At 32.3% G+C, this 12,040-nt stretch carries 16 protein-coding genes and 2 pseudogenes; 3 read left to right on the plus strand and 15 right to left on the minus strand.

The window, feature by feature from the left end; translation table 11 throughout:
• Positions 1-33: 33 nt before the first annotated feature.
• Positions 34-1,851, minus strand: coding sequence for a P-loop NTPase fold protein (locus T479_RS12150; RefSeq protein ID WP_025219749.1), 1,818 nt, complete (start codon positions 1,849-1,851; stop codon positions 34-36).
• Positions 1,852-2,381: 530 nt separating this feature from the next.
• Between T479_RS12150 and T479_RS12155 the strand changes: the two genes are divergently transcribed.
• Both T479_RS12155 and T479_RS12160 read left to right on the plus strand, forming a co-directional pair.
• On the plus strand, positions 2,382-2,708 hold the full coding sequence (locus T479_RS12155; protein WP_025219750.1) for a hypothetical protein: 327 nt from the start codon (positions 2,382-2,384) through the stop codon (positions 2,706-2,708).
• A gap of 225 nt (positions 2,709-2,933) precedes the next feature.
• On the plus strand, positions 2,934-3,164 hold the full coding sequence (locus T479_RS12160; protein ID WP_025219751.1) for a hypothetical protein: 231 nt from the start codon (positions 2,934-2,936) through the stop codon (positions 3,162-3,164).
• A 326-nt stretch (positions 3,165-3,490) separates the two neighbouring features.
• Here T479_RS12160 and T479_RS12165 read toward each other — a convergent pair.
• From T479_RS12165 to T479_RS23925, 13 genes and pseudogenes are all read right to left on the minus strand, one after another.
• Positions 3,491-3,775 (minus strand): annotated as a pseudogene (locus T479_RS12165) (ArpU family phage packaging/lysis transcriptional regulator); the annotation flags it as partial.
• Positions 3,776-3,947: 172 nt separating this feature from the next.
• Positions 3,948-4,544, minus strand: coding sequence for a hypothetical protein (locus T479_RS12170; protein ID WP_025219753.1), 597 nt, complete (start codon positions 4,542-4,544; stop codon positions 3,948-3,950).
• 69 nt (positions 4,545-4,613) lie between these two features.
• Positions 4,614-5,537 carry a hypothetical protein gene (locus T479_RS12175; protein ID WP_025219754.1) on the minus strand — a complete coding sequence of 308 codons (924 nt, stop codon included), beginning with the start codon at positions 5,535-5,537 and terminating at the stop codon, positions 4,614-4,616.
• Between the two features lie 166 nt (positions 5,538-5,703).
• Positions 5,704-5,901 (minus strand): XtrA/YqaO family protein, encoded by a 198-nt coding sequence (locus tag T479_RS12180; RefSeq protein ID WP_025219755.1) that lies wholly within the window; start codon positions 5,899-5,901, stop codon positions 5,704-5,706.
• A gap of 90 nt (positions 5,902-5,991) precedes the next feature.
• On the minus strand, positions 5,992-6,210 hold the full coding sequence (locus T479_RS12185; RefSeq protein WP_025219756.1) for a hypothetical protein: 219 nt from the start codon (positions 6,208-6,210) through the stop codon (positions 5,992-5,994).
• A gap of 36 nt (positions 6,211-6,246) precedes the next feature.
• Entirely contained in the window at positions 6,247-6,366 is a 120-nt protein-coding gene (locus T479_RS23555) for a BH0509 family protein (protein ID WP_137037001.1), read from the minus strand.
• Positions 6,359-6,853: a hypothetical protein gene (locus tag T479_RS12190; protein ID WP_025219757.1), complete on the minus strand. Its 495-nt coding sequence runs from the start codon at positions 6,851-6,853 to the stop codon at positions 6,359-6,361. Before T479_RS12190 ends, T479_RS23555 begins: the two co-directional genes overlap by 8 nt.
• Entirely contained in the window at positions 6,850-8,127 is a 1,278-nt protein-coding gene (locus T479_RS12195) for a replicative DNA helicase (RefSeq protein WP_038509718.1), read from the minus strand. The genes T479_RS12190 and T479_RS12195 overlap by 4 nt, the downstream gene beginning before the upstream one ends.
• Positions 8,127-8,390, minus strand: a pseudogene (locus T479_RS23235) (conserved phage C-terminal domain-containing protein); the annotation flags it as partial. The pseudogene T479_RS23235 and the gene T479_RS12195, both read right to left, overlap by 1 nt.
• Entirely contained in the window at positions 8,389-8,499 is a 111-nt protein-coding gene (locus tag T479_RS24345) for a phage holin family protein (protein WP_158497888.1), read from the minus strand. The pseudogene T479_RS23235 and the gene T479_RS24345, both read right to left, overlap by 2 nt.
• The gene (locus T479_RS12200; protein ID WP_158497889.1) at positions 8,486-8,647 is read right to left on the minus strand and encodes a phage holin family protein; all 162 of its coding nucleotides are present in this window, start codon (positions 8,645-8,647) and stop codon (positions 8,486-8,488) included. Before T479_RS12200 ends, T479_RS24345 begins: the two co-directional genes overlap by 14 nt.
• A 97-nt stretch (positions 8,648-8,744) precedes the next feature.
• Positions 8,745-9,467 (minus strand): SDR family NAD(P)-dependent oxidoreductase, encoded by a 723-nt coding sequence (locus tag T479_RS12205; RefSeq protein WP_025219760.1) that lies wholly within the window; start codon positions 9,465-9,467, stop codon positions 8,745-8,747.
• Positions 9,468-9,563: 96 nt separating this feature from the next.
• Positions 9,564-9,731 (minus strand): hypothetical protein, encoded by a 168-nt coding sequence (locus T479_RS23925; RefSeq protein WP_167331267.1) that lies wholly within the window; start codon positions 9,729-9,731, stop codon positions 9,564-9,566.
• 294 nt (positions 9,732-10,025) lie between these two features.
• Between T479_RS23925 and T479_RS12210 the strand changes: the two genes are divergently transcribed.
• Positions 10,026-10,625, plus strand: a complete 600-nt coding sequence (locus tag T479_RS12210) for a VanZ family protein (RefSeq protein ID WP_174412975.1) — start codon at positions 10,026-10,028, stop codon at positions 10,623-10,625.
• 708 nt (positions 10,626-11,333) lie between these two features.
• Here T479_RS12210 and T479_RS22885 read toward each other — a convergent pair.
• Positions 11,334-11,972, minus strand: coding sequence for a DUF6241 domain-containing protein (locus T479_RS22885; RefSeq protein WP_025219762.1), 639 nt, complete (start codon positions 11,970-11,972; stop codon positions 11,334-11,336).
• Positions 11,973-12,040: the final 68 nt, after the last annotated feature.

Raw genomic sequence — 12,040 nt, forward strand, 5'->3', positions numbered from 1 at the left:
AAATAAATCGATATTATTGATTTATTATAGTAATTATTTTTGTAAATGTTCTACAATTTCATTTAATAAACTGAGTAAATCCTTTATGTTCTTTTCTTTTATGCTTCCAGGTTTCATTTGTAAAGTTTTCACATGTTCTATCATTCTCTTTATTTCTGGTACCTCATGGGAATTATATTCTGCCTTATTAATAACATTAAGGTACGTTTCTTTCAAATATTCAATTAAACGTCTAGTTACTTTATTACTTATAAGAAAATAATTATTTGCAATATCAACTTCATTTAATAACAAAAATAGATTATCCTCACTTCTTACATTTATAACAAACTCTCTATCTAATTCTTCCTCTTTCATGTTTTCTAACCAATTTATTATCTTATCTTTGGCACTTAGTTCAGTAAATGTTTGAAGAGAATTAGTATATAAATCAATCATTTCGTCAAAAAGGGCATTCCCAGTTTTATCAAATGAAAATCTTGATCCCCTTATATTGAAATCGAAAGTAGGTAGCTTTTCTTTAAAAACAGAATTTATTATTTGTTGCCAATTATTTTTTATTTCTAATGAGAATTCACTTTCAATTTTCTCTAAAAGTAAATATAATTCGAAATATTCTCCTATCTTTAATTCTAAGGTAGGTAATTGTTCTAAAACTCTACTTATCATTTTTTCCAATTCATCTTCCTCATAGTAGAGATAATCAGCTAATGAATAAAAATCATTATTTTTCTCTTCACTCTGATCACTTGGAATTTCGGTTCTAAATTGATTCTCTAATAACTGAGTTGCTTCTGCTTTATCGAAAGCTCCTGTTAATGCAAACTCTAGAATAAAATCGTAATAGTGCATAGTTTCATCATAATAGTTATTTTTTTTATGATATCTCTCAATAAAGGGAGTAGTATATTCTTCAGGAGGTGCATTTTCTACATATCTTATTAAAAGGTTACTTTTCCAATGATTAAATCCGGACATTGTTATTTTCTTACTTAATCTCCCAGTACGGATTTCATTAGCACATACTATAAGATTTAAAAATAATATTTTATGAACATAATCTTTTTCATTTATTTGTAAACCATTTATCCAATCTTTCAGTTCTTCTAATAGATTGTAAAATAAACCAACAGTATATTTCAAAGTACGTAAATTTGTAATCTGAAGATTTTCTAAAACTTCTGTCACTTTCTCAGATTCCTCTAATTGCCATCTTGTAATATTCACATTGTGAACGTAGTTCATTAAAATTGAATCTAGAATTTCTTTCATAGATTTGCATTTATATTGAATAGTTGGACCAATTATTTTCTCTTTAATCTCTTTGAAATTTTCCTCTTTGACCCTTTCTTCATTTGTTACTATTAAAACTTTAATATGGTTATGTTCGATTAAACCGGAATTCAAAAATCCTAAAAGTTCATCAATCGGAAGAGAATCCCCAATTCTCTCCAAATCATCAAAGCAGATAAATGTCCTATATAAAGTTTCCGGTTTAATCTTTTGGAACGAATCTCTATATTCTTTTAAGACTGTACTTGTATATTCAGTATCTACTACAACAGATGCACAATCACTTATAAATTTTAGCATCCCTAATCCTTTATCTGTAATTGTTGAAGTGCTTGATGATAATTCAAAGAATAGTTCCCTTTTAATTTCATCTATTGAATTAATTCCATTTAATGAAACATAACAAAATTTATATTGCATTTCTTCTTCAATAAATTTTTTTATATCTGTTTTAATAAAATGAGTTTTACCAATTCCCCATTCACCATTTAACTGAATTGCATAATTCGTTGAAGGTGTTTCTAAATATCTTCTTAAAATCTGTTCTATATCTACCACTTCATTGCCCCCATATTCTACATATCTTCTATTGTTTGTAATATATAATAATAATTGTATTATAATTATTGCAACAATAGAAAGTCCAGTCTCTTTAAGCTTAAACTACAGACTACCCGTAAATTGCATTTCATCTTAGGATAAAATAAAAATTAATGTTTACTTTCCGTGACTTTTTCCAAAAAACCAACCTCAAAAAACCCCTACAAACATTGATATATCAAGACATAGAAAAAGCATGAACGCATACATTCGTCGTAAGCATTCATGCTTTTACCCTCTTTCATATGTAATCACAAAGCCCATTATAGCAAGGTTTCTTACGAATGTACAAAAACTTGTTTTCGCCCAAATTCACATATTTTCGGGAGAAATGTGACTTTTTCGTGACTTTCGTGACTTTTTTTGTGTAACGAAGTGGCATTGGTTGTGGGTTGTTACACACCTAAAATTATATTTAATTCTATATACAATAAGCGATTGATTACCTAAAATGGTAAATAGTTGTTTCTGAAAAAGGAGGTAAAATATTGTTTAATTGTACTAACTGCTTGGCAAAAAATTCTTTTAAAAAGAGTGTAAAAGATGGTTTAACAATATATATATGTGAATATTGCAATATTGTTAAAGAGGACTTTAAAGAGGATACTGATACTATAGCTCTTGCTTCAGCTAAAGGTTTAGTAGCTCAAGTAGAAGAAGCTCCAGAATATAATAAAAAAAATGTTACTACATTTAATGTATTAATAGTGATTTCAATTATTATTAGTTTATTAATATTTATAGTAGTAGCTACAGACACAAGTCTTATTATGGAAGATATACTTGAAATTTTCGGACTTAATAGCAGTGAGTAAAACTGAATGAATTACAAAAAAATAATAAATTACATTTTCTATACAATAAGACCAAGACTGCATTTTATGCTATCTTGGTCTTCATAGTAATTTTAGAATTAAATTGCACTATACAACTATTTATTATTTCTACGTTGTTGAATCGTAATATACAGTCCAATCAAACATCCATCGTCATGACTGGACTGGTACCCTTAGAGGCAATCCGTATTAGGAGTAAATTACATGACAGAAAAAGAGTACTTAGAGTTTAAAAGCCTTCTCGAAATGAATGATGAACTGAATTTTTATTATAAAGATGAGGAATATTGGATAAGTCAAAGTCGTGGTAAATCTTATCTATCAAGAGTTAAAGATCACTATTCTCAAGAATTTAATGGTTATAAAGAACTGCTTAAAAAAGGAACAATTGAAGGTATGAAAATCTCAGAAATATATCCAAAAATAAAATGGTAAAATAGGTTTTTTGAATACTCAAAACAGTAAGGCGCCAAATGAAATTCATTTGGCAGCCTTTTACATATGAACACCTAGGTTTTGCAATTTTTATAACTTGAAGTCAACAAGACAAGTATTTGTACTCTGTCTAACTATTTTTATTATTTCTACGTTGCTCAATCGTAATATACAATCCAATCAAACGATCCGTTGTCATCAAACCATTTTGTAAATCCTTCAAGTGCGAACCTTAAATAATACCATCCTTCACCGCCTGTGCAATGAAGTTTTCTGTTTCAGTTCTTATAGCTGGTGAACCTGGATTCCAATTTGTATTTGCCACGTTAACTTCCTCCTTCTTGTCTTTCACTTTGATAATTAAACAAAGGTGTTTCCTCTAAACAAGCCATAACAATAATCTGTCGCTCTTTTTGTGTCAGTTTTAAAAATGCACGATTAAATTTTTCAAAAAAGGCTTTCGCTTGCTTGTAATACTCTACATTTCGAATCGCTGCGTTTTCAACTTTTGAATTTAATCCTCCCCTGTATGATGGCATGTTTAACGTATAATTCGCTGTAACCGTTGGCAACAAATCCTCAGGTGTTGTTAGTTGATATGTTCGATATTGACGTAAAACCTTTTAAATGGCTTTTTGTGTTGCTTTGCCATCAATACTTTTTAGAATATCCACTATCATCCACTCCTTTGGTTAAAAAATAAAAGGAGGGCAACAAAAGATGTCAGCGTTTTGCTACTATCCTTGTTGTCCTCCAGTATGCTGGTAGAACTTTAAAAAAATGTTATTGATTATTATTTATCTTTTTTTCCATATGATTTATAAGTGATTTACTAAATTGTTTTTCTTCTATAGAATAGTATATTTTTGAAAAACTTGAATATAAATAGGGAGGTAATAATCCTATCATAAATGTTAAAAAAGTAATATCAATCTCTTTAATTATTGTTTCATAATCATTTTCCATAGAAAATTTTAACATTAAGGGTAGAAAACCAAAAAGAAAGATTAACATCGTTAATGCATCATAAATTTGTTCTCTCAAATCTTCATAATTATTACGTATCAATTCAATTTTTTTAAGTAAATAAAAAATTCCTGCATAAATTAAAACTGAAAATAATGAAAAAAACGCAAAAAATTGAATAGTAAATTCAGCAAAAAGTTCTTCAATTTGTCTTTCTCTAAAATTAAAAAATTTCATATATACTTCCCAAACCGGTATTTTCCCGGATAAAGATAAAGATGCAAAGAGGGATAACAAATAACAAAATACGCCTATTAACATCATACCTAATATAAATAATATTAAAGTAAGAAGATAAACTTTAGTTTCCTTTTTAATATTTCTTTTATTTTCTTTAATATCAAAAGACTTCAAATTACCTCACCTTTATCCTTTTATAGCATTTCAATTGACCTTCTAGTGGACAAGTAGATTAAAAATGATTTAATCACCTTTACTTTCTTCCTCAATCAAAATATCTAAAATTGAAATCAAATACTGTACTCTTCTACTATTATCCGTTAACATTAATAAAGTATGGTAAAGAGTAAAATATATAATAAAAATCATAGAAATATATATCACAATATTAAAAATAAATAAAAAAACATCAGAATCTATCCATAACCAACTAGATTCAATACTCTCTACAATACCTTCTGTTACATTTTTGTAGAATTTAGGTAAAATATTAAGGGATATATAACTACTAATTGACGTAAGTATCAGTAGGTTTAATTTTTTAAAAAAACTTTTCTTAGTTTTGTATTCTAAATGATTTCTATACAATTTATATTGTGCTACATCATAATTAAGATTGCTTTTCAAAATATCCGATATTTTTTTAGTGTTTTTAATATCATTCCCAGTGGAATCTTCCTTAAATAGGTCAAATAACGTAGACTTTGAAACTGTATCTTCAGCTAGCCAAAAAAATAATTTATTTCTTGTTTTAGGTTGTTTACTATAAAACCTATTTGTAAGAAATTCTTGATATTTATTTACAAAAGCTATAAATATTGTAGTTAGCATTGCTGCATATATATAGTACATTAATGAAAGTATAATAATTCCATACTTACCAAACCACTCTGTCATTTTCGAAATAGTGGTATTATAATTTTTTAAAATAATAGTTAAGAATATAAATATAGCTGCAAATACAAAAAATTTTTTTATTATTAAAATTATATTACGAATTATTTCTTTAATTTTTTTCTTCAAATAAATAATAACTCCATCATTTAATCTCAGCAATTCATTTTCATATTGTTTATATTCTTTAATATTTATTATGCACCAACGAAATATTATTAATAAAAGTATATATATAGTCGTATACAATAAAGCTTTACCAATTATCAACACCTATTCAATTTCTCCCTATTCTTATTTGACTAGCATACAAACCCTATGTGAAAAATAAATCTCTTTAATTTGGCAATTCACCACCCCTCCAAAAGAACTATTACACAAGTTGCACCTAATACCATTATACTTGTATAAATTTTCCTATCAAGCCCAATATTTCACCTCAAAACTCCTCCCCCTCATCAAACTCAACACGTCTCACCTTCCCTTGGTAAGTAACGGTCTTTGTCTTAGCGTGCGCTGGTAGCTCGGTGAATTTTACGATGCCATCGGAAAGGACGATGACGCAGTTTTCGGGGAGTTCCATGATATCGATTTGTAGGATGCCTTCGTTCGAAATGACTAGTGGTTTTAATCGCATAAATACTTCCCCTTATGCTATAATGAAATTACTGGTAGCAAGGGGGAAGCCTTTGCTCTATCAAAGCTATGGTTGCCGCCATAGCTTTTTTTAATTGGTCATAACCAAATTACTTAACACTTGATAGCAACGTTCTTTTTCTTTAAAACATTCATGTAAACGATCATTTTCAATTTCGTAAAATTTAGCTGTTTTGCGAATGGTATGTTTGCCGATAAGGATTTCTTCATCATCATTAAGCTGATTCAGTGCCTGATATATAGGGTCCGTTGAAACACCAATGATTTCATAAATATTTACATTATCCATTTTCATCTCTCTCATTTCTTCAAGCTAAAATCACTTTTATAATTCATCCAACATCTTCACTAGCTCTTCATCTGACATATTGCGAAGCATTTCCTCAGCGTAGTTTTTGCGTAGCCTAATAATGGCAATAATCTCTTCACGTTCTTGCTTAGACAATCCTTCTCCCTCCTTTGTGCAAATCTAGGCGATACAAATTATATTGACCTGCTGCTGCATGACCAAGATAGGCTGGAAATTGCACGATCGTTTTTCGGTATTCTAGCAGTGAAGTTTGTATATCGAAATCGGCAAAATACATCACCTTTGTTAACAATCGATGCGCTTCTGTAACGGCTCCTGGCACATCACCAAATAACGCTTGATGCAGCATGTTGACTTCAAGTGGATCACTGGCAAAGTAAAAAGCATATTGCCCAAAGCTCTTAACGACGTATAGCTTAATGCGGCCAATGCCAAGGACATTTCGATTGGTCATTTCACGCACTGCCGCGTCATCATAGGCTACCCCTAGCAATTTATTAGAATCATCCTCCAACTGAATTTGTTTTGTAGACACAGCCCAATAAACTTGGTGCGCAAACCAACTCAATTCAAACTCAGTCGCATACTCCAAAACCTCCTTCACTGTGATAAGATCGTTCATCTCGCAACACTCCAGGCTATATTGGACAGTCGGCCCGTGTCTTTTACATAACTGGCGAAAACTGTCCCAGTGGGTCCATTTCGGTGCTTAGCGATAATGAACTCTAAAATATTTTTACTTGTGGATTCTTTGGCGTAGTAATCATCACGATATAAAAATGCGATGACATCAGCGTCTTGTTCGATGTTGCCTGAGTCTCGTAAGTCGCTCATTACCGGGCGCTTGTCCTGACGTTGCTCGACACTGCGATTGAGTTGAGCGAGGCAAATCACAGGGCAGTTAAACTCTTTTGCCATTTGCTTTAAATCCCATGATATTTGGCCAATTGCTTGTGTTTGATTATCGCGTGGATTGCTGACTCGAATGATTTGCAAGTAATCGATTAAGATGACGGGCTTTTTATCAGGGTTGGCCTTAATAATTTTACGAGCAGTAGCTCGAATCTGTGGAACGGTCATCCCGGCTCGATCATCAATTTCGATATTGGCATTATCAAGCATGCCGAGCGTTGACATCCACTTTTCTTTTTGCCCATCTGTAAAATACTCATATGGGTTGCGCACCTTTAAGCGGTTAAAATTGCCTGTTGCGGCAATAAGCCGATCAATGAGCGTAGTGCGACTCATTTCCAGTGAGAAGATGATTGGTAAATAGCCATCCCATCCCGCTTTTAGTGCGATATGGTTCATCGTGTCCGTTTTCCCCATCGAAGGTCTAGCTGCAATAATCGTGAGCTCAGCATCTTGAAAGCCGTTTAGTAGCTTATCCAAATCGAGTAGCCCTGTAAGCACACCTGTTTTGCTGTTTTCTTGCTCGAAAGGTCGCTTCGCCATTTGCATTAGGTCTGCTTTAATGCTCGTATTTGTCGTCGTATATTGCGTCATGAGCTTGTCCAGTGCATGTTGAATTTCCGCTATGCTCCAATCTTCTTGCTGTGCTTGCTCCATCATTTGACGCTTTGACCGCTCTCGCCAATTCTCAAGAACAATTGTTTCGTACTCCTCAAATTTCGTTGCACTCGCAAAGCTCCCAAGCTCCGCTAAATAATTTGCCCCACCAAGTTCAATCGGCTCTCTTGTTGTCAGCAATGTGATATAGTCAACGGCTTTACGTTCACTGACAAGCTGTAACATGCTCGTAAAAATATTTTGATGGACTTGCGAAATAAAATGGGCTGCCTCTAAGTTGCTATCTGCAATTAAATAATTTTCATGGAGCATCGTTCCTAGTAGACTTTTTTCAGCTAGCTCGATGCTAATGTTTTGGTATGTCATTACAGATCTTCCCCCTTGCTAAAATCTAAATCCAGTGATTCAGGCAAATGAGTTTGGTTTGTTGGTATGCTCTGTTTTTCGTTCAAGTAGCTTTCAAATTTCGTAGCGTTGAACAACGTATCCGGACGCAAGTATTTATTCATGTCGGGATTATGCAGCCACTGTTTGACCTTTGTATCGATGACACATTTGAAGTGCTCTAGCGTATAGCCATCCTTCAGTCGGGCATGTATGAGTCGCTTCGTAGCAGCTGTTGTGGCTTTAAAGTTTTTCTGTTGCTAAGTCCAGTTGTACTGTAGCAATCACCATCAAAATCATCGCCAGTTTTTTAAACAGTCCTATTAAGGCTTTTCTACTATCAACGTTTTTCACAACAAAACGCAACCATCACGCCTAAAATATAATCAATCGCCATAAAGATAGTGAGTGCTTTAATTAAATGGTCAATGCCACCAACAAAATAGGCGACCCCTGCCACGGAGCCGCCTACAAGTGATGTATATAATGTGTCTGTTTTCATTGGACACCTTCCTTTTTGCATAATAAAAGCCCTCCACAGATGATTGTTGAAGGCTTAAAATCTATTGTAATTTGTAATTTTACTTATTTTGAAACGATCAAGCATTTAAGTCTGTTATTGAAGGGATAGTAATTTCCTTAACACATGAAACTGGTGATAAATTAATCACACATTGCACAATAGATACAATATCTTGTACAGGTATACGTGTACCTTCATATAAATCAATTGCCTTTTCTGCACCTTCTTCATAAGGTACTTCTGCTGCTAGCTCCCCTGGATTAATACAAGTGACAGGAATTTTATCTCCTCTCAAATGTTCACGTAGAGCATTTGTAATGCCTCGTAAGCCGAATTTAGATGCAACAAATGAAACCTGTGAACTATTTGTATGTTCTAAGCCTGCCGTTGAACCAATTAAAATGACTTTTCCATTTTTAGCTTGTCTTAAGTTTGGTAGAAGCGCTTGAATATACGTAATAGTAGAGGTTAGATTTATATTGATTAAGTTGGAAATATCTTCTATTTCATCCTTATCAAATGTATAGTCATCTTCGAAACCACGCTTTTCCCAAACGCCAACATTATATATTAATACATCTATTGCAATGTCTTTTAAGGTTTCCTTTAAAGCAGAGATTTGTTGTTGACTTGATAAATCTATGGAGAGCCATTTGCGATTTACACCATCATTAATATCCAAACTTTCTGGTCGTGTTCTTGACACCATCCATACTGTATCACCCTTTATGGGTAGACCCTTTACAAAGGCGTCGCCAAGCCCTTGACTTGCTCCAAAAATAATAAAGTCTTTACTCATCCAATCTTCCTCTCCAATAACTATCTTTTGATTATTTAAGATAGAAAACAACATAACAATTAAGTCTATTATATTGTACAATATTATTATTTCACTTCATTCTTTTGACTGAAATTCATAAATTTTACTATCATTTTCTTGTTCTAGTTTGTGATACACCACTTGGCGCAAATTTGATAGATTTGGTACTTGATTACGTTTATGTGGACGTGCTAGCACATAGTTATACCAGATGATTACAAGACCACTATGTTCATTAAACACTTGGTTCGCCTCCTTCTGATTCCTTTGCAAATAACGTGGAAAGCTCCATAATCGCCCTTTCCTGCTCTGCTAAACGTTGCTCTTGGTTTGCTATATACATTGACATGCACCCTATTGTTGTATCACGAATATCATTAGTTATATGCGTTCGCAAGGTTATATATCCTAAACAACGCTTTGGTAGCTTTATATACTTCAATTAACGTAACAGGTTAGTTGACGAGTTATATTTGTTTTATAATGTAAAAATTGGTAAAATAAATATTGACTTTTAAATGTTACAAATAGTGGGAGATGTTAATTGTGCATTCAACATACGTTCTTTACAATATTGTTCCTTTCGGATTTCTAATTTTGCTAGTATATATTTTTATTGATGTATTTCTTGACTATTTTAGAAAAGAAATAAAAAGTAATAAAAAACGAATTATTCTATATAGCTTTATCTTTTACTTAATAAGTTTAATTCAAATTAAAACTGGTGGATTCACGCTCCCTCAAAATCCAGCAGACAATAGTAGAGGATTTATTTCAACGAATGACTGGTTTGGAATATTTGATACGATGCACTTTCATATTTCTATTTTTAGTTATTCAGCTTTATTTTATAATTTTATTTTATTTGTACCATTTGGGATTTTTTTATTACTCCTTTTCAATTTAAAAAGTAACAAAAAAGCAATTTCTATTGTTGTTTTAAGTTGTTTAGTGATACATTTCGCCCATCTTTTACTTGGGCGGTCTGGTTTTACTAAGAGCCACTTTGGTAATATGGATATTTTCTGTTCGTTATTTAATGTTTTGGGTGGGGCCTTAGGAATCTTTTTAGTAAAGTACGCAGTAAATTATATTCACTCATATAAATTAAACACCCAAACAAAAATTGTCGATTAAAATATACACCAAAAAGGCACGAATGTTGTTAAATCAACGTTTTTGCCTTTTCACTTTAACTATTGATTGTACATTTTTCATACAAATTGCACAAACAGTAGAGCGTCTATACTTACAGAGTTTGTTTATAAATTTGCATAAAAACTTGTATAACATATCATCGAAAATTTTATTCCACAATATTATCGCATGTATCATCTACATTAACCGTATTGTTGTACTCATCTATTACAAAGCAACAAAAGCAAAGATGTCCTCAAGTCCAGCAAAATTTTCCACACATAATAGATGCACCACTCTAATGATTTTACTTGTCTTAGCCCCGTAATTATCTACGACCAATACACTACTAATTGTGCAAGTGATACTTAAAACTCCTAAGGACCACCTGAACCACTGTAAATTTCCATTGGCTCACCTGCGTTGATACGACTTGTCACCTTTACCGTGGCATTTGCATCTTCCTCTTATGCTTTACCAGATATTTTAAATTTATCAGTATTTACAACACCAGAAGGCGCGACTGCATCTACCGATAGCAACGGTGCTCTGTTCGGTACGACGAAAACCTCCGTTCTATTTTTAACAAGATCTTTTTCGGTATCCTCTGCCTATACCGCTAATATCTTAAGAAGACTTCTCTATAAAAGAGAAAATAAAAACACCCCGAAGGATGTTAGCAATTATTATTTAACTTCTAAAAATAGATTAATTCTGCTTTTCTGTCGAGCCAAAGACTTCATCTACCTCTTTAGCAAAAACTTGGAAAATATAGTTTATCTCTTGTTCTTCCGAAGCAATATCTGTTGCTAAACCTTCAGGTGGTTTCCCTCCTTGAATAAACATTAAAATATTATGGTCATCGTCAACTGTTGAAAAATCACCTTTTTTCCAACGTTTTAATATATCTAGATATATTTCATACGGTGCATACTTATCAGACATTTTATGACGTTCATAGTTATCTTTGTTTTCTTCTACCATCTGTATTAAAATGTCGATTCTTTCTGGTGTAATCATAATAGAGCCTTCTTTCGATTCAGCGATAATCTTTTGGTGTGCCATCTCTTGAATCACTTCTTCTACTAGATTGCCAACGAAGGATTCATCTCCACTTTTCCAATCATCAATTTTCTTGGAGAAAATAGGGTTTTCCCAACCTATACCGCTCACATCTACCGTCGATACAAATTTTTCTTTTGTATCTGCTTTTGAAGTGTTCTCTAATTCTTTCACATCTTGTTCCATCTCTCCTTTTTCATAGATCTTGTCTGAGATTAAAAGTGTACCACCTATACTCAATAACGCAGTTAAAATAACGATACCTAAAACATATGTCCACTTCATTAATTTCACCACCATAATTAACATTTTAATCCAAATTATCGTATATAATCCTTTGTGTAAACAAGGAT

This window comes from Lysinibacillus sphaericus (assembly GCF_000600105.1).
GTDB lineage: Bacteria > Bacillota > Bacilli > Bacillales_A > Planococcaceae > Lysinibacillus > Lysinibacillus sphaericus.